This window comes from Streptomyces sp. NPDC030840, assembly GCF_055572015.1.
Map to the genome: position 1 here is coordinate 292,631 of NZ_JBVIEE010000003.1, position 21,292 is coordinate 313,922.

Consider the following 21,292-nt stretch of genomic DNA (forward strand, 5'->3'; position numbering starts at 1 on the left):
GAGGAGTGAGTCATCGTGAGCGGAGCCACGGGCCCCGGATCGACCGGTACCGGTACCTCCACCGGTACGGAAACGAACGGCGGCCGTGGCTCCGCCGAGCGTGTGACGGAGGAGCGTGTGACGGACACGCACACGACCCAGCTGAAGGCGATCAAGCCGAACGCGGCCGAGTCCGGCTCGCCTGACGCTGCTGGATCCCAGGGCAGAGCCGGGGCGGACACCCGAGGCTCGCAGAGCGGGCCGTACGAGGCCGGCGCGGGTCCGGCCGGCCCGAGCGCACAGCCGCAGCCGCAGGCCCAACGGCAGGCACGGCCCGCGCCGCAGCAGGCCGCCTCGCCGCCGAACTCCGGGCCGTCGGCCCAGCGGCCGTCCGCGCCCACGCCGTCGGCCTCGCCGCTTCCGGGTGAGCGGCAGTCGCAGCAGGCGGCAGCCCCCTACCACCCGCCGCAGGCCTACCCGGCGGAGGCGCCCGACAGCGCCGTTCGCCGGCCGCGTACGGGTGCGCGCACGATGCCCCGCACCCGCAAGGCACGTCTGCGGGTGGCCAAGGCCGACCCGTGGTCCGTGATGAAGGTCAGCTTCCTGCTCTCCATCGCGCTCGGCATCTGCACAATCGTCGCGTCGGCGGTGCTGTGGATGGTCATGGACGCGATGGGAGTCTTCTCGACGGTGGGCGGCACCATCTCCGAGGCCACCGGCTCCAACGAGTCGAACGGGTTCGATCTGCAGGCCTTCCTGTCCCTGCCGAACGTCCTGATGTTCACGTCGGTGATCGCTGTCATCGACGTCGTCCTCGCGACGGCACTCGCGACGCTCGGCGCGTTCATCTACAACCTCTCGGCGGGCTTTGTGGGCGGCGTGGAGCTCACGCTGGCCGAGGACGAGTAACCGCGCGGGACGCTGCCATGGGGGTGCCACGCGATCACTCCATCGGGCACCCCCTGCACCCGGCCGGCCCACCCCGGCTATCGATTTTGGGACTGCCCAGGTCGTGCGCTAACCTTCAGGAGTCAGCGCGCGGGACACACCGCAGAGCGCGGCGGGGCTATAGCTCAGTTGGTTAGAGCGCATCCCTGATAAGGATGAGGCCACAGGTTCAAATCCTGTTAGCCCCACCAGCGAGAAGACCCCCGGTCCACCAGGACCGGGGGTTTTTGTCAGTCGTTGGTCGGCCTCCCTCCAAGCGCTTCAAGCGCCTGTTTCCGAAGCCCGGTCGGCCTAGACTCGCAAGATGACCTTGGAATGGGAACAGGTAATCGTTCACTCGGTGGATCCGGTTGCCTTGGGGCAGTGGTGGGCCGAGGCTCTTGGCTGGGTGGTGGTCCACTCCTCGGATGAGGAGTTCGAGATCCGCCCGGAGCCGGATCGCCTTCCTGGGCTGGATTTCGTTCGCATCGAGGAGAGCAAGCAGGCCAAGAGCCGGCTGCATCTCGACTTCAGGCCCGATGACCAGGACGCCGAGGTGGCTCGCCTTGAGGCTCATGGCGCGAAGCGTGTCGACATTGGTCAGGGTGACCAGTCGTGGGTCGTCATGGCGGACCCCGAGGGCAACGAGTTCTGCATTCTCGGCCAACGGCGTCAGTGAGAACCGCTGAGAGTTCCTGCTGACCCCACCAGCCGGAAGACCCCCAACCGGACGGTTGGGGGTCTGCGTGTGTGGCGGTGTACGCGGGCCGCCCGTGGCTGAGGGGGAGGGGGCGCTAGGGCAGAGGGCCCGTGCCCGGTGGGAGGGCGAGGGCGGCGGCTGGGCCGGGGGTGTCCGCGACGACCTGGCTGTGGGCGCGGTGGCGGCAGGACGGCGAGGCGCCGTGGGCCTCGGCCCGGATGCGCTGCTTCATGGTGGGGGGCAGAGAGCGGGCGTAGGACACGATCCAGGGGACAGACGCCGGTGCCGTCGCGTCCGGCATGCCCTTGCAGGCCGGCCCGCTCTGCGGTACTGCCGCCGAGGCCGTGGTCGTGATGAGTCCGAGCGCCGTGCACAGCGCGAGGAAGGCGGTGACGACGGCGGTCCACAGCGTCCTGACCTGGTTGCGGGCCATGAGCCCCTCACTTTCGGGTTGGGCGATTTGCGTACTTTCCTCATGATGTGTATGTGGGCCGCGAAGTGGTGGATCGACGCTCGTCGCGTGCCGCTCTTCAGATGAACTGCACCCGGATGGGCGCACGGGAGTGGCAAAGTTGGTAACGAGTGTGGTTTGCCTGTGAATGTCGCGCTCTGCGTGGTGTGATCAGCCTGCCATCGGAACAGCGCCGTCCGGTCTACTGCGGTGTGCCGGGCGGGAGTTGGAGGCCGACGTAGGTCACCGATCGATATCGATCGGTGTGTATAGTCGGGCGCCAGAGGTCCCCTACGTCAAGGAAAGACGAGGTCGCGCGGTGAAGAAGCTTCTCCTGGTCGCACTGGCCGCCATCGGCGGGCTCCTCGTGTACCGCCAGATCCAGGCGGATCGCGCCGAGCAGGATCTGTGGACGGAGGCGACTGACTCCGTGCCCACGGGTTCGTGAGTGCCGACAGCACTGACATCAGTCCCAGAGCAGACCCCGACCGCGAGGCGGTCGGGGTTTTGTGTTCTCGGCGGACCTGGCCACCCAGCCTCACCGCCCAGCCTGACCGCCCAGTCTGATCACCTGGCCTGTTCGCTTCTGTGACTGATTCAGTTGCGGAGGCAAAATGGGGATCTTCGTGAAGGGCCGTTATGGGTCCGCGTCCGCATAGTGCGGGTGGCAGGCCCTCCGGCGGGGCAGGATGGGCGGCGTCCGGGGCTACGACGAGGGGTGGCGCGTGATGGGGCGGCGCACGGTCTGGTGGCGAGCGTTGGCAGCCGTGGGAGCGGCTCTGTGCGTGACGGCGGCGCTGCCCACACCGGGCATGGCAGCCGGTACGCCCGACCCGTACGCCTACACCTACGCCGAGGACGCCATCAGGGTCGACGGCATGCCGAGCACCACGGCCGCCGCACTCCTGGCGCCCGGGAAGACGTACCGCGGCTCCATCCGCGAGGGCGGCAAGCTCTACTACCGCCTCGAACTCGGCGCCGACGCCAACGCGTACGTCTCCGCCACGGCCGTACCCGGGCCCGGGACGACGGTCGCCTCGGCGGAGGGCGTCAAGGTGACCGTGCAGGACGCCGACGGCCACCGGTGCTCCTCCGAGACCGCGCGCTTCGGGACCACCGCCGACCCGCACCCCGTCACCGCCTGGGCGTCGCGCCAGATCGGCCGCGACCCCTACATGTGCCAGGAGGCCGGAACGTACTACCTGCTCGTCGAGCGCGTCGGGACGGTCACCCCCAGCGGGGGCACCCAAGCAACCCCCGGCACGCAGGGCACCCAGGGGTCGTCGGACGACGAGGAAGCCTGGGGACTGGAGCTCGGCTACGTGCTGGAGCCCGCCGTGAAACAGCCCGGCACCACGAGCCGACCCGAGCCATGGGACTCCGCGCAGCCCGAGGCCGTCACGGGCGACACCAAGCGCCGTAAGGGCGGTACTGGCTTCACGACGGCGAGCCCGGTGGCCCAAGGAGTCTGGGAGGACACGGACGGCATACGGGCCGGGCAGACCCTCTACTACAAGGTGCCCGTCGACTGGGGACAGCAGCTGTACGTCACGGCCGAGCTGGGCAGTGCCGACGGGAACGGCGACGGCTACGTCGGCAACGCGCTGGTCATGTCCCTCCACAACCCCGTACGCGGATCCGTGGACGACGCGACGGCCGGCTACGACGGCCGTCAGAGGTCCGTGGACCTGGACCCGCTGCCTCCCGTCCGCTACGGCAACCGCTTCGCCGCCGCCGACGAGACGAGCGGCATGCGGTTCGCCGGCTGGTACTACCTCGCCGTCCATCTCGGGGCCACCGTCGCCGACCGGTTCGGCGACGGGCCCTTCGGGCTGACGCTCCGGGTACGGGTGGCCGGATCGGCGGCCGAGGGGCCGGACTATCCGGTGGACTCCGAACCGAGAGGCGTGTTCGAGGTCACAGCCGAGGACCGGGAGGCGGCCAGGAGCGCGTCGGTGGACAGTGGAGACTCTCGCGCCGACGCCGAGGACGCCGCCCGGTCCGGGAGTACGAAGGCCTCGCAGGACACTCGGGGCATCACAGACGACCCCGCCGCGATGAAAGCGGTCGCCGCGGGCGGCATCGGTACCGGCAGCCTGCTGCTCCTGTGGCTCGGCCTGTGGGTGGTCCTGGCCCGGCGGCGGGCGGCGGCTCTGAGCAGGAGTGGGCACGGGGCGTCACGGGAGTAGCACGGGGCCGTGTCGGTCAGAGGTGGGCCAGGGCCCAGAAACCCACCGCGAAGCAGGCCAGGGCCAGCAGGACGACCGGTACGGCCACCTTGGCGGGCGGACCCGGACGGCGTCGTGCGATTCTCCTCGACCGGCGTGACTGCTGAGGGGGCCGCGCGGCGTGCGGATCAGTGGAGACATGAGCGTGCTGCCGCACCGCGGTCGTCGGAGCCTGCGGGGCGCTGCCGGTGGGCAGGCCGCTCCAGGGAGCGTGCGGCCGGGGGGCAGGCGCGGGCTCGGAGTGGTGCGGCGCGGGGCCGAGGACCTGGGCCGACAGCGCGGTCGGTGTGGCGGTCGGTGTGGAAGGAGCGGACGGCTGCTCGGGCTGCTGGTGAGCAGGGTGCGGTTCGTGGTGCTCCGCGTCCCGCGTCGGCGCCTGTACGGGGACAGGCACGGAGGGCACCTGGCCCTGCGGCGGCGGGAGATGGAAGCTACCGGTGTCCGACATCGTGGACGGCCGCACGGGCTCGGGGTCGTGCTCGGGGCGCGGGGGTACGGCGAGGGGCGCGGACTCCGGTGGTACGGCTAGCGGCGCGGCTTCCGGGGATACGGCACCCGCGGCACTCTCCGTCCGTACGGGCTCGAACGGGCGTTCCTGGGGTCCCGTAGCCGCCCCGTGCTCCCACGGCACACCGCCTGAGCCGGCCGGAGACGGCGCGCTCCGGGGTATGGGCGGGGGCGTGGACGGAGGCCGGGGCACGAAGCCCGGTGAGGGAGGCAGCGGTACGGCTCCCGGGCCGTCGCCCGCCGTGACCGACGGCGGGGCGTGGGGCGGCATCGGCGTGACATCCGCGCCGCCCGACGGCATGGCACTCGCGCCACCCGGCGGTATGACGCCCGTGCCGTCCGGCGGTATGACGCCCGGGTTCGACTGCGACGGTGGCACGTCGGCGCCCGTAACCGCCCGCCAGGACGGGGTACCGGTGCTTGTGCCCGAGCCTCCGAGTGTGTTCGCGCTGGTGCCGCCGCCCCCGGCCGTGTCCAGTCCCGACGCCCTCCGCACGGGCCCGTTTGGACCGAACCCCTCGGGAAGCGGGCCGAGTTGGTCGAAGACCTCCACCAGCTCGTCGTCCGGGCCGGGCCCGGGGAGGAGTTCGGCGGCGGAGGCGAGGGCCTTGCGGGCACCCGTGGCCGTACGGAAGCGGGCGGCGGGGTCGGGCTGCAGAAGCGTGGCGACGACCTGCCACAAGGGTTCCGGGATGCCCTTCGGAGGCCCCGGTGTGCCGTTGTCGGCGAAGTACTCGATGAGCGCCCTGGCATCAGGTTTCGCACCCTCGAGGAGGTAGAGGGCGACCAGGCCCACGGCGAACAGATCGGCGGGGAAGTCCGGTTCGGAGCCCAGCATCTGCTCGGGCGCGAAGTAACCGGGCGTCCCCACCACGTAGTTGGTCTCGGTCAGCCGCGGTTCGCCCAGGCGCATGGCGATGCCGAAGTCGGACAGGCGCAGGTGTGGCCGGGCCGTTCCCGTGGCCTCCAACAGGACGTTCGCGGGCTTGATGTCGCGGTGCACGACGTCCTCCGCGTGCACCGCGGCGAGCCCGGAGAGGAGCTGGTCGAGCAGGGTGCAGACGAAGCCGTGCGGCAGAGGGCCGTAGTCGTTGACCAGGTTGACCAGTGAGCCTCCGGTGACCAGCTCCATGGTGAACAGGACCTGGTCGTCGTCGGCGGCCCAGCTGGTGGGCGCCAGCACATGAGGGTGATCGATCCGCAGGGCCTGCTCCCGTACGAAGCGCAGCAGGGAGTGCGCGTCGCGCTGCTGCAGGACCTTGGCCGCCACATAGCGGCGCCGACGGTGGTCCCAGGCACGCCAGACGGCGCCGACTCCTCCGCGTCCGACCGGGTCGACCAGTTCGTACCGGCCGGCGAAGACCTCACCCATGGTTGTGCGTCGCTCCCCCTTCGGCTCCCCCCTCGACTGGTTCCCCGGGCGGGCGCCGGCTCCCTTCGGCCCGCTCGGTGCTCCGGATATCCGGCTTCCCTGCCCTGACACGGCTCATGCGGCGTCCCGGGTTCCGCACCGCCTGAGCCGCCCGCTTCCTGACCCTCGCTGCGGGCTCCCGAGCCGGCTCGTGTGCGAGCTCGTGCGCCGGCTCCTGTTCCGCTCCTGTTCTGTTCGGCTCCTGTGCCGTGTTCGCGCTCCGGCTGATGCTGCCGCTGCTCCCGCCCTCGACTTCCTCCCCCTCCGACTCACTTCCCCCGAATTCCCCCGGCTCCCCCTCGGCTTCCCCCGGCTCCCCCTCGGCCGTCGTCCCGGTCGCCGACCCCCTTCGGCGACCGGGAATCCGGCTCAGCTCTGGTGGGCCTGGTAGTGGGCGACCGCGTCGGAGGTGCGGCCGGCGCCGTACACCCGGAGGAACTCTGCCAGTTCCGGGTGGGTCGGGGCGAGAGTGTCGGCCGCCTCGATGATGTCTCCGGCCGCCGCCACCGAGCGCAGCAGCGACTGGATCTCGCGGACCACCCGCTTGACCGTGGGCGCCCCCGAACTCGTCGTCGACTGCGTGGTGTTGTTGAGCACCGAGCCCCCCTGCGACTTCTTGATCTCGTCCATGCGCTCGGTCGCCTCGGCGGCGCTCACGCTGCCGTCGGCGACCTGCCCCGCCAGGTCCTGCAGCAGCTGAACCCGCTGGACCACCGCAGGATTTCCGATCTTGGCGCGCTGACCGCTCATCAGCTGCGACAGCATCGGCGCGGACAGACCCAGCACCCCCGCGAGACGAGCCTGGTTGAGACCCAGGTCGTCGATGAGCCTACGGAAGAGCGCCCCCAACGGCTCTCCGTACCAGTTCCGCTGCAGCTCCCGGGCTCTTGCGGTCGCTTCCTGCTGTGCGGCGTCCATTGCGTCTCCCCATCGCTTCCCCAAATACCGCGGTTCGCTGTAGCGAACCACGACGAGCATCTTACGGAGAGTGGTCGTTCACGGGGACCCCCAATCTTTTTGCGAGATCCCGGGGGTGACCCGCTACTCTGGTCTGCGGCACCTTCCGGTGGCGGAATCCACCGGGCGGACGCTTCCCTTCCGGGGCCTTAGCTCAGTTGGTAGAGCGCTGTCTTTGCATGGCAGATGTCAGGGGTTCGACTCCCCTAGGCTCCACACCACATGACCGGCCTGGTCGTCCTGCGACGACCAGGCCGGTTCTTCTTGTACGGCCCGGCACCGGAACCAGAACCGGCGCGCACACGGTCGTCCGGGCGGCCGTCGCGATCGTGTCTGTGCTGGTGGAGGCGGCGCGGGGCATATGCCGAGGTGAGGCGGGAGCCGGCGCCCTGACGTGCGCAGTAGCGAAAACCGTGTTTTGGGTCACATCAGGGACGGAGAAATATGAAAGCCGCTCTCCGCAACCGGATCAATGTATTCCGCTTGAGGGATGCCCTTGAGGGATGTTCCACGTGAAACAGCGCTGTGGGGCAGAAGAACCTCAAGTCTTCTGCCCCACAGCGCTGTCGCGCGCCAGCGGACGGACTGGCGTCGTGGGATGAGGAGTGGCTGCGCCCGGTGTCGGATCAGCGGCGGTCGTCCTTGTCCGCCGCTTCCTCCTCCGCCTCCTTGGCCTGCACCTCGGGGTCCAGGACGGACTGACCGCTGCCGTCGACCGACGCGAGACGACCGCTGTCGGGAACCTCGGTGGCGGCGGGCGGCTCGACGAGCCAGTCGGGGTTGGCCTGCTTGTCCCACCACTTCCAGGCGGCGAAGGCGCCGCCCGCCAGGGCACCCAGCACGGCCAGCCGCTTGGCGACCCGGCCGGCCCTGGCCCGCCGCTGCTGCCGGCGCACCAGCTTCTGGATCTGCCGGGACGAGACCTGCCCGCGCAACGCGGCCACCGCCGCGGCGCCGCGGGACGCCGCCTCCACCCGGGCGGGCCCGGCCGCGGCCACGGCCCGCTCCACGCGAGGCGCGGTGTACACGGCGGCCTGCCGAGCCGCCTTGCGCGTCCTGAGGGCGGCCTCATGGGCCGCCTGGTCGACCTTCGGCGGCACGTGTGAACGGGCCTGCTCCAGTCGCGGAGCCACATGGGCGCCGTACTGGTGGCGAGCCTGTTCCGCGGCCTGCGACACCTTCGGCGCGAGCCGCACACGCGCCTCGTGCGAGTAGTGCACGGCCCTGTCCTTGGCGGTGTCGGCGTAGGGCGCCACCACTTCCGCGGCGTGCCGCACGCTGCCCTTCGCCGACTCGGCCGCTGCGCGCACGCTGTCTTTGCGGGTCACGGGATCCTCCTCCTCGGTGGCGTATGGTAATTCGACTTTCCACCCTTTTACGGATCATGCCTGTCCAAACGCTCCTGGGCATGTGCGGACAGGCATCCGGGTCACATCCGGGTACCCAGGCGGGCTCGGACGCGATCGTGCGGGTCGGGTGCCGAGGCCCCGACACGAGGTCGGTGCCGAGTCCGTTACCGATTCTGTGAGATGTCCATGAGGGTTCGGTGCGGGTCAGGTACGGATGCGGCCCGAGTGGGTGATGGGTCACGAGCGACGATCCGTGCAATAGCGGATGAATGCGGGGCAACAGCCGCTTGACGACGACAATGCCACGGATCGCCGTGACGCGCTCCCGTCCGTGGCGACTCGACCGGTTTTCAGCGAGTACGACCAGGGAATCAGGACGTACCACTTCCCGTAACCGCAAGCGCGAGCCCCGGATATTCGCTCGGATGTGGTGGCCGGGCGACGCCTGGCGCCGTCCGTGCGAGGATCAGGGGAGTCACAAAGGGACAACGGAAGGCAGATCGTGGCTGAGCAGCTTTACGCCACCCTGAAGACCAACCAAGGCGACATCGAGGTGCGGCTGCTGCCGAACCACGCGCCCAAGACGGTCCGGAACTTCGTCGAGCTCGCCCAGGGCGAGCGTGAGTGGACCAACCCGGCAACCGGCAAGAAGTCCACGGACAGGCTCTACGACGGCACGGTCTTCCACCGGGTGATCAGTGGATTCATGATCCAGGGCGGAGACCCCCTGGGCAACGGCACCGGCGGCCCCGGCTACCAGTTCGAGGACGAGTTCCACCCGGACCTCGCCTTCGACAAGCCCTACCTGCTGGCCATGGCAAACGCCGGCCCGGGCACCAACGGCTCGCAGTTCTTCATCACCGTCTCCCCGACGGCCTGGCTGAACCGCAAGCACACCATCTTCGGCGAGGTCCTCGACGCCTCCAGCCAGAAGGTCGTGGACGCCATCGCGACCACCCAGACCAACCCCCGCACCGACCGCCCGGTCAACGACGTCGTCATCGAGTCCGTCGTCGTCGAGACCCGGCAGGGCTGAGCCCCGACGCCCGCCAGGGCCCGGCCCGCACAGCGCGCGGCACCCCCGAAGGGCTCGCACAGCCCGAGGGGAACCAATCGCCCCGCTCAACCGTAAGGATGAGCGGGGCGCGACGTTGCGCGTACGGACCCTCGTGCGCCCGCCGCCTGCCGACGTACGGAGATGAGGGGACCCCCATGGTGGACCAGGCGCCGGGCAACCCGCAGGGCCCGCACAACCAGGGCCCGCAGGACGCCCACAGCCTGCCCGGCTGCTACCGGCACCCGGACCGCGAGACCGGAGTGCGCTGCACCCGCTGCGAGCGGCCCATCTGCCCGGAGTGCATGGTGAGCGCCTCCGTGGGTTTCCAGTGCCCCGAATGCGTCCGCGACGGCTCCGGCACGGGCCACGCCCCGAACGCCTCCCAGCCACGCACCCTCGCGGGCGGCACCGTCACCGCCGACCCGCGGCTCCTCACCAAAGCCCTCCTCGGCATCAACCTGCTGATCTTCCTGCTCCAGCTCTCCCTCGGCGACCGCTTCACCGACCGCTTCGACCTCATCGGCCTGGCCTACGTACCGGAACTCCGCTCGATCGAAGGAGTCGCCGACGGACAGTGGTACCGCCTGCTGACAGCGATGTTCCTGCACAGCGGCTACGTCCACATCATGTTCAACATGCTCAGCCTCTGGTGGATCGGCGGGCCCCTGGAAGCAGCACTGGGCCGCGCCCGCTACCTCACCCTCTATATGGTGTCCGGCCTCGCGGGCAGCGCCCTCACCTATCTGATCGCCGATGCCAACCAGCCCTCACTCGGCGCCTCCGGCGCCATCTTCGGACTCTTCGGCGCCACCGCCGTCCTCATGCGCCGGCTCCGCTACGACATGCGGCCGATCGTCGCGCTCCTGGTGATCAATCTGATCTTCACCTTCAACCCGGCGTTCAACATCTCCTGGCAGGCCCATGTCGGCGGCCTCGTCGGCGGCGTCGTGATCGGCTACGCGATGGTCCACGCACCACGCGAGCGCCGCGCCCTGATCCAGTACGGCGCCTGCGCCCTCGTGCTGGTCGCCGTGGTGGTCATGACGCTGGTCAGAACGGCTCAGCTCACCTGAGGGGCCGCTCGGCCCGGTCGTGGTCATGGTCGTGGCCTGTTGTCCACAGACGGTGGCGGATCTTGTGCATACCGTGCGGGAACAGCTGTGCCCCCTGTCGCTCACCTGCGTTTCCGCAGGTGAGGCAGGGGGCGAACGTACTTGCGGGTGGCGGTGTGCCAGTCGTACCGGCGTCAACGCCCGATGGGTTATCCACAGATCGTCTTTTCTTTTCCACCCCGTGTGGATAACGCCTGTGGATAACTCAGTGGATAGTCCTGGGCAGAACTGGGTCCACCAGGTGGCGACCCGTGCGTCACCTGCGCCGGAGCACTACTTCCACTGGGTGGAGACGCCGAATCCCGCCGCGATGAACCCGAAGCCGACCACGATGTTCCAGTTGCCCAGCGAGTCGATGGGCAGCGAGCCGTCGGTGACATAGAAGACGACGATCCAGGCGAGGCCGATGAGGAACATGGCCAGCATGACGGGGGCCACCCAGCCGCGGCTGTCCAGCTTGATGTTCGTCGCCTGCTTGGTCGGCGGCGGGGTGTAGTCGGCCTTCTTGCGGATACGTGACTTCGGCACGAGGGTCTCTCCTGTCGATGCGCTGCGTGGCCGCGCAGGGAACTGGGGGCGGGCTCCGGGGCAGCGTACAAGGGGACACTGAATGCTCCCCCGGGCGTCCGTTAGCGTAGTGCTTCCGCGGCGCCGAAGGAGATAAGGGTACGTTGAGCAATTCCGCCGACACACCCGGATCGGGTCAGGGCACCCCGCCCACGAAGGATTCCGGCCGGGCCGAACAGCCCGCGCCGCGCCGTTTCCCGCCGGTGCGGGTGCTCACCGTCGCCGTGTTCGCCCTCGCCGGGCTGATCTTCTTCACGAGCTTCAACACGGCCAAGGGCACCAACATCCGTACCGACACTTCCCTGCTGAAGCTGTCCGACCTCATCCACGAACGCAGCCAGAAGAACGGTCAGCTGGATGAGTCGAACGCGGCCCTCCGGGACGACGTGGAGGCCCTCGCCGAGCGTGACAACGGCAGCACGGAGGCGGAGGACGCCAAGCTGAAGGCGCTGGAGAAGAACGCGGGCACCCAGAAGCTCAAGGGCGAGGCCATCACGGTGACCCTCAACGACGCCCCGCCGGACGCCACGGCCAAGCTGCCCGGCTACCCGGAGCCGCAGCCCGACTACCTGGTCATCCACCAGCAGGATCTCCAGGCCGTGGTGAACGCCCTGTGGCAGGGAGGCGCCAAGGGCATCAAGGTCATGGACCAGCGGCTGATCTCCACCAGTGCCGTGCGCTGTGTCGGCAACACGCTGATCCTTCAGGGCCGCGTCTACTCGCCCCCGTACACGATCCAGGCGGTCGGCGACCCGGAGAAGCTGCAGAAGGCCCTCACCGCCTCCCCCGCGATCCAGAACTACATGGTGTACGTCAATGTCTACGGGCTCGGCTGGAAAGTCACCGAGGACGGGACGGTGACTCTTCCCGGCTACTCGGGCACAGTGGATCTGCACTACGCGAAACCTGTGGAGTAGCTGCCGCTGGGGGACTCTCTGTGTCGGTGCGGATGATCGTCAGGACGGTCAGCGAGCTGTGCATCACCGTGGGTGCCCTGATCGTTCTGTTCGTGGCCTACGTGCTGTTCTGGACGGGTGTGAAGGCCGACAGCGCGATGGACCGGCAGGTCGACCGGCTCCAGGAGCAGTGGGCGAGGGGGGAGGTGAAGCCCTCGCCGGCGCCCGGAGGCTCGGCGGCGCCCGGGGAGTCGGCGGTGCCGGGTGGTTCGGCCGCTCCGGCCGCGCCCGGCCCGTACAAGGCCGGGGAGCCCTTCGCCCTGATGTACATCCCGCGTCTTGGTTTCACGTGGAACAAGCCCGTGCTCGAGGGCACGGGGGTGAACACCCTCAAGAAGGGGCTCGGCCACTACGCGAACACGGCACGGCTGGGGCAGAAGGGGAACTTCTCGGTGGCCGGTCACCGGCGTACGTACGGTGATCCTTTCAAGGACTTCCCGAAGCTGCGGGCCGGTGACGCGGTGGTCCTGACCGACGGGACGACCTGGTTCACCTATCGGATCGACAAAGGACCGTACAAAACGCTGCCCTCGGACATTGAGGTGATCGACCCTGTCCCACGTAAGTCCGGGTACACCCGCCCGGGTCGTTATCTGACGCTGACCACCTGTGAACCGGAGTGGGGGCACAGCCACCGGCTGATCGTGTGGGCTCATCTTGACTCCACACAGCCTGTGGAGGCTGGGAAACCGGAGGCGTTGCGCCGTTAGTCTGGAGGCGTGAACGGCGTGAGTCTGGTGCCGTGGTGTGAGGGAAGGGACGGCATGTACGGCTGGATCTGGCGGCATCTGCCGGGGAACGCATGGGTGAGGGCGTTGATTTCCGTCGTCCTGATCCTGGCCGTGGTCTATGTCCTTTTCCAGTACGTCTTTCCCTGGGCCGAGCCCCTGTTGCCCTTCAACGATGTGACGGTGAACGACCAGTGAGTGCCCGGATTCTCGTCGTCGACAACTACGACAGCTTCGTCTTCAACCTGGTCCAGTACCTGTACCAACTGGGTGCGGAGTGCGAGGTGCTGCGCAACGACGACGTGGCGACCTCGCACGCGCAGGACGGTTTCGACGGTGTGCTGCTGTCGCCGGGGCCGGGCACGCCGGAGGAGGCGGGTGTCTGCGTCGACATGGTCCGCCACTGTGCGGCGACCGGTGTGCCGGTTTTCGGGGTGTGCCTCGGGATGCAGTCGATGCAGGTGGCGTACGGCGGTGTCGTGGACCGGGCGCCCGAACTGCTGCACGGCAAGACGTCGTTGGTGGAGCACGAGGGCAGGGGCGTCTTCGCCGGCCTGCCGTCTCCGTTCACGGCGACGCGCTACCACTCGCTGGCGGCGGAGCCGGCGACCGTGCCGGCCGAGCTGGAGGTCACCGCGCGCACGCACGACGGCATCATCATGGGGCTCAGGCATCGTGAACTCGCGGTCGAGGGTGTGCAGTTCCATCCCGAGTCGGTGCTGACGGAGCACGGGCACCGGATGCTCGCCAACTGGCTGGTGGAGTGCGGGGACCGGGAGGCAGTGGCCCGGTCGTCCGGGCTCGCGCCGGTCGTGGGCAGGGCCACGGCGTGACGGCGCTGCGCCCCGAGCGTGACAGCTCCCCCTACGGCGGCGAGGCCGCGTACGGGGGAGCCGACGCGTTCGAGGCGGAGACCTTCGACGGTTTCGACACGGGCGCGTTCCAGGCCGCGGTCGAGGGCCTGTCGGACCCGCTGACGGACCCTCTGCCGGGCGTAACCACCGACTGGTCCGGGCGGGATTACGCGCAGCCGCAGCCGCAGCCGCAGCCGCAGCCGCAGCCGCAGCCGCAGCCGCAGCCGCAGCCGCAGGCGTCGGCGCCGATGTCGGCGCAGGTGTCGTACGAGCCGGGAGGAGCAGGGGGCTCCTACGAGCCCGCGCCTTCCGCGCCCACCGCCTCTTCCGCGCCTTCTGCGTCGTACGCGTTCGGCGCGGAGGGGCTGGAGCATCCGGTGGTCGACGAGGGGACGGTCGGATACCGGCCGCTGCCGGTCGACGAGGAGACGGTCGCGCTGCGTGTGGAGGACGCGCGGCGCAGGGTGCGGGAGGCCGAGGAGGCGAATCCCGGGGCGGGCTCGGCGCCCGGTGCGGCGGGAGCGGCTGCTGCGACACCCCCGGCTCCGGCTCCCGGCGGCCGTGCGGCCCGTAGGAAGGCCGCCAAGCGGCATGGGCGGCACGGAGGCGCGGGAGGCGCTCACAGCGCCCATGGGGGCGCTGGAGGGGGTCAGGAGGCCCCGGGAGCCACGGGTGGCCGAAGGGCGGCCCGGCGCGGTGCTCACGGGGCGCCAGGCGCTCAGGGCGCCCATGCCGCTCGGGACGGCGAGAGGGCCGACGGGACGCCTGCGGCGGCGCCCCGATCGCGGGTGGAGGCCCGGCGGGCGGCGCGGGCGAACAAGCCCAGCGCGGGCGTCGTGGCGAGTCGGCTGATCGGCGAGGTGTTCATCACCACGGGTGTGGTGATGCTGCTGTTCGTGACGTACCAGCTGTGGTGGTCGAACATCCGGGCGCACGCGCAGGCGGGCAGGGAAGCGAGCAGCCTTCAGCAGGAGTGGGCCAGCGGCAAGCGCGCGCCGGGGGCGTTCGAGCCCGGACAGGGGTTCGCCATTCTGCACATCCCGAAGCTGGACGTCGTCGTGCCGATCGCCGAGGGCATCAGCAAGTCGAAGGTCCTGGACCGTGGCATGGTCGGGCACTACGACGAGAACAGCATCAAGACGGCGATGCCCGGGGACAAGACGGGCAACTTCGGTATCGCGGGGCACCGCAACACGCACGGTGAGCCGTTCCGGTACATCAACCGTCTCAAGCCGGGTGATCCGATCGTGGTCGAGACGCAGGACAAGTACTACGTCTACGACATGGCGTCGATCCTGCCGGTGACCTCCCCCTCGAACGTCAGTGTCCTCGATCCGGTCCCCGCGGGGTCCGGTTTCACGAAGGCGGGGCGCTACATCACCCTCACCACCTGTACGCCGGAGTTCACCAGTAAGTACCGGATGATCGTGTGGGGCAAGATGGTCGAGGAACGGCCGCGCAGCAAGGGCAAACCGGACGCGCTCGTCCAGTAGGAGCCCGCGGTACCTGGAACAGACGGGGCGGATTGAAGTGGCAGCGACCACCGGTCACGGCGAGCAGCAGGAGGAACAGGACGAGCGGGCCGATGGCGTGCCCGTGTCCTCGGCCGCGGTGCCGCGTCGCCGCCGTATGGGCCGGGTCGCGATGGCGGTCAGTGTCTTCGGCGAACTCCTCATCACGGCGGGTCTGGTGCTCGGCCTGTTCGTCGTCTACTCGCTGTGGTGGACGAACGTCGTCGCGGACCGTGAGGCGGACAGGCAGGGCGACAAGGTCCGTGACACCTGGGCGCAGGAGGAGGACCGGGACACCGGCCCCGGGGCCCTGAACACCAAGAACGGCATCGGGTTCCTGCACGTCCCGTCGATGTCGAAGGGCGAGATCCTGGTCCGGAAGGGCACGTCGACGAAGCTGCTGAACGACGGCGTCGCGGGCTACTACACCGACCCGGTCAAGGCGACCCTCCCGACCAGCGGCAAGAACGGCAACTTCTCCCTGGCCGCCCACCGCGACGGCCACGGCGCCAAGTTCCACAAGATCGACAAGATCAGGAAGGGCGACCCCATCGTCTTCGAGACGAAGGACGACTGGTACGTCTACAAGGTCTACGCGATCCTCCCCGAGACCTCGAAGTACAACGTCAAGGTCCTGGCCCCCGTCCCGAAGGAGTCGGGCAGGAAGAACCCGGGCCACTACATCACGCTGACGACCTGCACGCCTGTGTACACGTCCACGTACCGGTACGTCGTGTGGGGGGAGTTGGAGCGGGTGGAGAAGGTGGACGCGGATCGGACGTTGCCGGAGGAGTTGCGGTGAGGTGACGGTCCTCTGTGAGAGGGCCGTCACCCTGCCTCCACAGGCTGTGTCGAGGTCCCGCCGGGCCTCAACAAGAGGGCCCCCGACACCATGTGCAACTCGGTGTCGGGGGCCCTCCGGGCAAAGAGGTGGGTCTGCCTAGCCGATGCCTCCGAAGAAGCCGCCTCCGTTGCCGTTGCCCCCGTTGTTGCCGCCCTGGTCCTGGGTCACGAGGGTGACCGCCGTGCCCTCCGGTACCTGGCTGTTGGCGCCGGGGTTCTGGGCCAGGACGATGGCGTCGTCGTTCTGGGAACCCTGGATGTTCACCGACAGACCCTCGTTCTCCAAGGCCTCCCTGGCGTCCTCCAGGCGCTGGCCGGTGACGTTGGGCACCGTCACGACCTCCTGCTCGGCCTTCTTGCCGATCTGGATGGTCACCGTGGAGTTCTTGTCGACCTGGGTGTTGGCAGCGGGAGAGGTGGCGATGACCTTGCCGACCAGGTTGTCGTCGTCGGTCTCGACCTCGGTGCAGGTGCCCGTGAGGTCGTTCTGCTCCATCTGCTGCTTGGCGGCGTCACAGGTCTGACCGGTGACGTCGGGGACGGTGGACTTCTCCTCTTCCTTGGCGATGGTGAGGGTGATCGTGGAGCCCTTCTCGAGCTCCGTGCCGGAGGTCGGGTCCTGCTCCAGGACCTGGCCCGGGTCCTCCGGGGACTCCTTCGCCTTCGTCTCGACCTTGAACTGGTACTTGTCGCCCTCCAACGTGGCCCGCGCCTTGTCGATGTCGTCTCCGATGACGCTGGGAACGGCGATCTTGGGCGCGCCCGTGGACACGACCAGGTTGATCGTCTCGCCCTTCTTGACGTCGGTCTTGGCCGGCGGGTCCTGCGAGCAGACGTTGCCCTTCTTCTGGTCCTCGCAGGCCTTCCTGGTGATGTCCACCTTGAGGTCGACGTTGGTCGCCATCCGCTCGGCTTCGCTCTGGGTGGCGCCGACGAAGTTGGGGGTGGCGACCGTGTCGCTGGGGCCCGCGCCGCCGCTGAAGGCCCACTTGCCGATCAGGATGGCGCCGACGAGGACCAGGACACCCGCGACGACCAGCAGAATCGTCGAGGTGTTGTTCTTCTTCGGGCGGCGCCGGCCCTGGCGGTCGTCGTAGCCGAAGCCGCCGTCGTCCGGGTTCATCGGCGGCAGCATGGTGGTGGCGCCCGCGTCCGTGGCGCGCAGGGCCGTCGTCGGCTGGTCGTCCGGGTAGGCGCCGTAGCCGACGGAGCCCATGGCCGCGGTGGCCGCGACGGGCTGGCCGTCGAGGCAGGCCTCGATGTCGGCGCGCATCTCGTCGGCGGACTGGTAGCGGTAGTCCGGGTCCTTGACGAGGGCCTTCAGCACGATCGCGTCCATCTCGGGCGTGATCTCGGGGTCGAAGACCGAAGGAGGCTGGGCCTCTTCCCGTACGTGCTGGTAGGCGACGGCCACCGGGGAGTCGCCCACGAAGGGCGGGCGGACCGTCAGCAGCTCGTAGAGCAGGCAGCCGGTCGAGTACAGGTCGGATCTGGCGTCGACCTGCTCGCCCTTGGCCTGCTCGGGCGACAGGTACTGGGCGGTGCCGATGACCGCCGCGGTCTGGGTCATCGTCATGCCGGAGTCGCCCATGGCGCGGGCGATGCCGAAGTCCATCACCTTGACCTGGCCGGTGCGCGTCAGCATGACGTTGGCCGGTTTGATGTCGCGGTGGACGATGCCGTTGCGGTGGGCGTACTCCAGGCCCTGGAGGATGCCGATGGTCATCTCCATGGCGCGCTCCGGGAGCAGTTTGCGGCCGGAGTGGAGCAGTTCGCGCAGCGTGGAGCCGTCCACGTACTCCATGACGATGTACGGGATCGAGACCCCGTCGATGTAGTCCTCGCCCGTGTCGTAGACCGCGACGATCGCGGGGTGGTTGAGCGAGGCGGCCGACTGGGCCTCCCGGCGGAACCGGGCCTGGAAGGTGGGGTCGCGCGCGAGGTCCGCTCGCAGCGTCTTCACCGCCACGGTGCGGCCGAGGCGGGTGTCCATAGCGAGGTAGACCTCTGCCATGCCACCACGGCCGAGCACCTGGCCCAGCTCGTACCGGCCGCCGAGGCGACGCGGCTCTTCCATAGCTTCCTACCAGCCCTCTCCGTCGGTCCCGACCGCACCCACGTGTGGTCCGGCGGTGTGCTGTCCGGGCATACGGTACCCGGCTCGCCTTGCGTGACCTGGTGGGTCGCGTCACTCGATACAGGACCGGTATCGCAACGTGCGCTGTTGCGAAGGCGACGTGACAGGGGTCACTTCTTGCTGTCGATCACTGCCTTCATCACGTTCTTTGCGATGGGTGCGGCGAGACCGCCACCCGAGATGTCGTCACGGTTGGCGCTGCCGTCCTCGACGACGACGGCCACGGCGACGGGGGAGCCGCCGTCGCCGGTCTTGGCGTATGAGATGAACCACGCGTACGGCTTCTCGCTGTTGTTGAGGCCGTGCTGGGCGGTTCCGGTCTTGCCGCCGACGGTGACACCGGGGATCTGCGCGTTGGTGCCGGTACCGGACTTGACGACGGTCTCCATCATGTCCTGCAGCTGCTGCGCGGTGTCGCCTGAGACGGCCTGGGAGAGTTCCTCGGGCTCGTGGGTCTCGATGACGTCGAGGTTGGAGGCGCGCAGCTGGTCGACCATGTAGGGCTTCATCAGCTTGCCGTCGTTGGCGATGGCGGAGGCGACCATGGCCATCTGCAGCGGGGTGGCGCGGTTGGAGGCCTGGCCGATGCCGTCCATGGCGTTCTGCGGCCGGTTGTCCTTGGGGTAGACGCTCTCGGCGGCGCGGACGGGGATGTCGAGCTTGGATTCGTTGAAGCCGAACTTGTTGGCCTGCTCGATCATCTTGTCGTTGCCGACCTTGTCGGCGAGGTTGGCGAAGACGGTGTTGCAGGAGACCTCGAGTGCGTCGCGCAGGGTGGCGTTCTCGCAGTCGCCGTGCTCGTTGGTGAGGGGTTTCGCCCCGGTCGTCAGGGGCAGCGGGTACGGGTCCGGGGTGTCGGTGGCCTCGTCGATGCCGCCCACCTCGCCGTTCTCCAGCGCGGCGGCGGCGGTGACCACCTTGAAGGTCGAGCCGGGCGGGTACGTCTCGCGCAGCGCCCGGTTCAGCATCGGCTTGTCCTTGTCCTTCTCCAGCTTCTGGAAGGTCTCGCCGTCCTTGGAGCTGACGCCGGCGAAGGTGGACGGGTCGTACGAGGGGGTGGAGGCCAGCGCCAGGATCGCGCCCGTGGACGGGTCGATGGCCGCGACGGCGCCCTTCTTGTCACCGAGGCCCTCGAAGGCCGCCTTCTGCGCGGCGGCGTTGAGGGTGGTGACGACGCTGCCGCCCTCCTTCTTCTTCCCCGTGAGCATGTCGAGGGTGTTGCGGAAGAAGAGGCGGTCGTCGTTGCCGGTGAGGATGCCGTCCTCGAGGCTCTCCAGCTGGGTGGCGCCGACGGCCTGGGAGGCGTATCCGGTGACGGGCGCCCACATCTCGCCGTTCTTCCAGGTGCGCTTGTACTTGAAGTCGGTGCCCTCGGTGGCGACGGACCCGGTGATGGCCTTGCCGTCGACGATGATGTCGCCGCGGGGGGTGGCGTAGCGCTCGATGGAGACGCGGCGGTTCTCCTCGCGTGTCTGCAGGGAGTCGGCCTGGACGTACTGGATCCAGTTGTCGCGGATGAGCAGGGCGAGGACGAGGAGCCCGCAGAAGATCGCGATGCGGCGCAGGGGCTTGTTCACGGTCGGACCACCTGGGTCATCTCGGCGTCGGGGTTGGCGGCGGGAGCGGGTGCCGGGCGGCGGGCCGTGTCGCTGATGCGGATCAGGATGCCGATGAGCGCCCAGTTCGCGATCACGGAGGAGCCACCGGCCGCGAGCCACGGCATGGTCATACCGGTCAGCGGAATGAGGCCCATGACGCCACCGGCGACCACGAACACCTGCAGGGCGAAGGCGCCGGACAGGCCGACCGCGAAGAGCTTGCCGAAGGGGTCGCGGGCGGCCAGCGCGGTGCGCACACCACGCTCGATGATCAGGCCGTAGAGCAGGAGGAAGGCCATGACGCCGGCCAGGCCCAGTTCCTCACCGACGGTGGAGAAGATGAAGTCGGAGTTGGCGGCGAAGCCGATGAGGTCGGAGTTGCCCTGTCCGAGGCCGGTGCCCATGACACCGCCGGACCCGAAGGCCATGATCGACTGGCCGATCTGGTTGCAGGCGTTGGAGTCCTGGTAGCAGCTCCAGGGGTCCAGCCAGGCGTTGACACGGGACTGGACGTGGCCGGCGAACGAGGCCACTGTGACGGCGCCGACGGCGGACATCAGCAGGCCGATCACGATCCAGCTGGTGCGCTCGGTGGCGACGTACAGCATGATCACGAACATGCCGAAGAACAGCAGTGACGAACCGAGGTCGTTCTCGAAGACGAGGATGAGCAGGCTGACGACCCAGATGGTGATGATCGGGCCGAGGTCGCGGCCACGGGGCAGGTAGAGGCCCATGAAGCGGCGGCTGGCCAGTGCCAGCGCGTCGCGCTTCACCATGAGGTAGCCGGAGAAGAAGATCACGATGATGATCTTCGCGAACTCTCCGGGCTGGATCGTGCCCGCACCGGGGATCCTGATCCAGATCTTGGCGCCGAAGGTGTCGGCTCCGAGTCCGGGTACCAGCGGCAGGAGCAGCAGCACGATGGCGACGGCCATCGAGATGTAGGTGTAGCGCTGCAGGATGCGGTGGTCCTTGAGGAGGATGAGCACCGCGACGAACAGCGCGAGACCGGCGGCCGCGAACATCAGCTGTTTCGGGGCCGACGGGGTGAAGACCCCGTAGACGCTCTTGGCGAGCTGTTGCAGCCGCTCCGACTGGTCGAGGCGCCAGATGAGCACAAGCCCGAGCCCGTTGAGCAGTGTGGCCACTGGCAGCAGCAGCGGGTCCGCGTAGGCCGCGAACTTTCTGACGACCAGATGGCCCACGCCCGCCAGGAGGCCCAGCCCGAGCCCGTAGCCGAGCAGGCCGGCGGGGACCTCGTCGTTGATGGCGAGGCCCACGTTGGCGTAGGCGAACACCGGGATCACCACGGCGAACACCAGCAGCGCGAGCTCGGTGTTGCGTCGGCTCGGTGCGCCGATGGCGCCGATCGTGGACGTGTGGTGCGTCGGTGAGTTGGTAGTACTGCTCATCTTGT

At 69.1% G+C, this 21,292-nt stretch carries 20 protein-coding genes and 2 tRNA genes; 14 read left to right on the top strand and 8 right to left on the bottom strand.

Annotated features, from left to right (window positions below; translation table 11 throughout):
- Window positions 1–15 precede the first annotated feature (15 nt).
- From ACZ49J_RS08590 to ACZ49J_RS08600, 3 genes are all read left to right on the top strand, one after another.
- Window positions 16–888, top strand: a complete 873-nt coding sequence (locus ACZ49J_RS08590) for a DUF3566 domain-containing protein (RefSeq protein ID WP_467446778.1) — start codon at window positions 16–18, stop codon at window positions 886–888.
- Between the two features lie 153 nt (window positions 889–1,041).
- Window positions 1,042–1,118, top strand: a tRNA-Ile gene (locus tag ACZ49J_RS08595).
- 113 nt (window positions 1,119–1,231) lie between these two features.
- Window positions 1,232–1,585, top strand: coding sequence for a VOC family protein (locus ACZ49J_RS08600; protein ID WP_467446779.1), 354 nt, complete (start codon window positions 1,232–1,234; stop codon window positions 1,583–1,585).
- 115 nt (window positions 1,586–1,700) lie between these two features.
- Here ACZ49J_RS08600 and ACZ49J_RS08605 read toward each other — a convergent pair whose 3' ends face one another.
- Window positions 1,701–2,039: a DUF6344 domain-containing protein gene (locus ACZ49J_RS08605; protein WP_467446780.1), complete on the bottom strand. Its 339-nt coding sequence runs from the start codon at window positions 2,037–2,039 to the stop codon at window positions 1,701–1,703.
- A 337-nt stretch (window positions 2,040–2,376) separates the two neighbouring features.
- On the opposite strand from ACZ49J_RS08605, the gene ACZ49J_RS08610 reads away from it, so the two are divergent.
- Both ACZ49J_RS08610 and ACZ49J_RS08615 read left to right on the top strand, forming a co-directional pair.
- Window positions 2,377–2,505: a DLW-39 family protein gene (locus ACZ49J_RS08610; RefSeq protein WP_003999697.1), complete on the top strand. Its 129-nt coding sequence runs from the start codon at window positions 2,377–2,379 to the stop codon at window positions 2,503–2,505.
- A gap of 241 nt (window positions 2,506–2,746) precedes the next feature.
- The gene (locus tag ACZ49J_RS08615) at window positions 2,747–4,246 is read left to right on the top strand and encodes a hypothetical protein (RefSeq protein ID WP_467446781.1); all 1,500 of its coding nucleotides are present in this window, start codon (window positions 2,747–2,749) and stop codon (window positions 4,244–4,246) included.
- A gap of 16 nt (window positions 4,247–4,262) precedes the next feature.
- On the opposite strand, the gene ACZ49J_RS08620 is transcribed toward ACZ49J_RS08615, so the two are convergent.
- Both ACZ49J_RS08620 and ACZ49J_RS08625 read right to left on the bottom strand, forming a co-directional pair.
- Window positions 4,263–6,164, bottom strand: a complete 1,902-nt coding sequence (locus ACZ49J_RS08620) for a serine/threonine-protein kinase (RefSeq protein ID WP_467446782.1) — start codon at window positions 6,162–6,164, stop codon at window positions 4,263–4,265.
- A 408-nt stretch (window positions 6,165–6,572) separates the two neighbouring features.
- Window positions 6,573–7,121, bottom strand: a complete 549-nt coding sequence (locus tag ACZ49J_RS08625) for a helix-turn-helix domain-containing protein (RefSeq protein ID WP_467446783.1) — start codon at window positions 7,119–7,121, stop codon at window positions 6,573–6,575.
- 182 nt (window positions 7,122–7,303) lie between these two features.
- Between ACZ49J_RS08625 and ACZ49J_RS08630 the strand changes: the two genes are divergently transcribed.
- Window positions 7,304–7,376: transfer RNA gene (locus ACZ49J_RS08630), tRNA-Ala, on the top strand.
- A gap of 410 nt (window positions 7,377–7,786) precedes the next feature.
- On the opposite strand, the gene ACZ49J_RS08635 is transcribed toward ACZ49J_RS08630, so the two are convergent.
- A complete protein-coding gene (locus ACZ49J_RS08635) occupies window positions 7,787–8,488 on the bottom strand; it encodes a DUF5324 family protein (RefSeq protein WP_467446784.1) in 702 nt (233 codons plus the stop codon).
- Window positions 8,489–9,011: 523 nt separating this feature from the next.
- Here ACZ49J_RS08635 and ACZ49J_RS08640 point away from each other — a divergent pair.
- Together ACZ49J_RS08640 and ACZ49J_RS08645 are read left to right on the top strand one after the other, a co-directional pair.
- A complete protein-coding gene (locus ACZ49J_RS08640; protein ID WP_467446785.1) occupies window positions 9,012–9,545 on the top strand; it encodes a peptidylprolyl isomerase in 534 nt (177 codons plus the stop codon).
- 179 nt (window positions 9,546–9,724) lie between these two features.
- Entirely contained in the window at window positions 9,725–10,639 is a 915-nt protein-coding gene (locus ACZ49J_RS08645; RefSeq protein WP_467447192.1) for a rhomboid family intramembrane serine protease, read from the top strand.
- Window positions 10,640–10,951: 312 nt separating this feature from the next.
- On the opposite strand, the gene crgA is transcribed toward ACZ49J_RS08645, so the two are convergent.
- Window positions 10,952–11,206 carry a cell division protein CrgA gene (crgA, locus tag ACZ49J_RS08650; RefSeq protein ID WP_467446786.1) on the bottom strand — a complete coding sequence of 85 codons (255 nt, stop codon included), beginning with the start codon at window positions 11,204–11,206 and terminating at the stop codon, window positions 10,952–10,954.
- Window positions 11,207–11,349: 143 nt separating this feature from the next.
- Here crgA and ACZ49J_RS08655 point away from each other — a divergent pair, with 143 nt between their 5' ends.
- The 6 genes from ACZ49J_RS08655 to ACZ49J_RS08680 all read left to right on the top strand — a co-directional run bounded on the left by ACZ49J_RS08655 (window position 11,350) and on the right by ACZ49J_RS08680 (window position 16,096).
- Complete coding sequence (locus ACZ49J_RS08655) at window positions 11,350–12,162, top strand: DUF881 domain-containing protein (protein WP_467446787.1); 813 nt, start codon at window positions 11,350–11,352, stop codon at window positions 12,160–12,162.
- A gap of 26 nt (window positions 12,163–12,188) precedes the next feature.
- Window positions 12,189–12,911 (top strand): class E sortase, encoded by a 723-nt coding sequence (locus tag ACZ49J_RS08660; RefSeq protein ID WP_467446788.1) that lies wholly within the window; start codon window positions 12,189–12,191, stop codon window positions 12,909–12,911.
- Window positions 12,912–12,920: 9 nt separating this feature from the next.
- Complete coding sequence (locus ACZ49J_RS08665) at window positions 12,921–13,127, top strand: hypothetical protein (RefSeq protein WP_467447221.1); 207 nt, start codon at window positions 12,921–12,923, stop codon at window positions 13,125–13,127.
- Window positions 13,124–13,762: an aminodeoxychorismate/anthranilate synthase component II gene (locus tag ACZ49J_RS08670; RefSeq protein WP_467446789.1), complete on the top strand. Its 639-nt coding sequence runs from the start codon at window positions 13,124–13,126 to the stop codon at window positions 13,760–13,762. Before ACZ49J_RS08665 ends, ACZ49J_RS08670 begins: the two co-directional genes overlap by 4 nt.
- Before the next feature lie 269 nt (window positions 13,763–14,031).
- On the top strand, window positions 14,032–15,276 hold the full coding sequence (locus ACZ49J_RS08675; RefSeq protein WP_467447193.1) for a class E sortase: 1,245 nt from the start codon (window positions 14,032–14,034) through the stop codon (window positions 15,274–15,276).
- 37 nt (window positions 15,277–15,313) lie between these two features.
- Window positions 15,314–16,096, top strand: a complete 783-nt coding sequence (locus ACZ49J_RS08680; protein ID WP_467446790.1) for a class E sortase — start codon at window positions 15,314–15,316, stop codon at window positions 16,094–16,096.
- 138 nt (window positions 16,097–16,234) lie between these two features.
- Here ACZ49J_RS08680 and pknB read toward each other — a convergent pair whose 3' ends face one another.
- The 3 genes from pknB to ACZ49J_RS08695 form a co-directional block, all read right to left on the bottom strand.
- On the bottom strand, window positions 16,235–18,214 hold the full coding sequence (gene pknB / locus ACZ49J_RS08685) for a Stk1 family PASTA domain-containing Ser/Thr kinase (protein WP_467446791.1): 1,980 nt from the start codon (window positions 18,212–18,214) through the stop codon (window positions 16,235–16,237).
- Window positions 18,215–18,384: 170 nt separating this feature from the next.
- On the bottom strand, window positions 18,385–19,851 hold the full coding sequence (locus ACZ49J_RS08690) for a peptidoglycan D,D-transpeptidase FtsI family protein (RefSeq protein WP_467446792.1): 1,467 nt from the start codon (window positions 19,849–19,851) through the stop codon (window positions 18,385–18,387).
- Window positions 19,848–21,287: an FtsW/RodA/SpoVE family cell cycle protein gene (locus ACZ49J_RS08695; protein ID WP_467446793.1), complete on the bottom strand. Its 1,440-nt coding sequence runs from the start codon at window positions 21,285–21,287 to the stop codon at window positions 19,848–19,850. The genes ACZ49J_RS08690 and ACZ49J_RS08695 overlap by 4 nt, the downstream gene beginning before the upstream one ends.
- Window positions 21,288–21,292: the final 5 nt, after the last annotated feature.

Coding starts and splice junctions, on each gene's coding strand:
- ACZ49J_RS08600 (WP_467446779.1), top strand. CDS start 1,232: ATGACCTTGGAATGGGAACAGGTAATCGTTCACTCGGTGGATCCGGTT.
- ACZ49J_RS08605 (WP_467446780.1), bottom strand. CDS start 2,039: ATGGCCCGCAACCAGGTCAGGACGCTGTGGACCGCCGTCGTCACCGCC.
- ACZ49J_RS08615 (WP_467446781.1), top strand. CDS start 2,747: ATGGGCGGCGTCCGGGGCTACGACGAGGGGTGGCGCGTGATGGGGCGG.
- ACZ49J_RS08620 (WP_467446782.1), bottom strand. CDS start 6,164: ATGGGTGAGGTCTTCGCCGGCCGGTACGAACTGGTCGACCCGGTCGGA.
- ACZ49J_RS08625 (WP_467446783.1), bottom strand. CDS start 7,121: ATGGACGCCGCACAGCAGGAAGCGACCGCAAGAGCCCGGGAGCTGCAG.
- ACZ49J_RS08675 (WP_467447193.1), top strand. CDS start 14,032: ATGTCGGCGCAGGTGTCGTACGAGCCGGGAGGAGCAGGGGGCTCCTAC.
- pknB (WP_467446791.1), bottom strand. CDS start 18,214: ATGGAAGAGCCGCGTCGCCTCGGCGGCCGGTACGAGCTGGGCCAGGTG.
- ACZ49J_RS08695 (WP_467446793.1), bottom strand. CDS start 21,287: ATGAGCAGTACTACCAACTCACCGACGCACCACACGTCCACGATCGGC.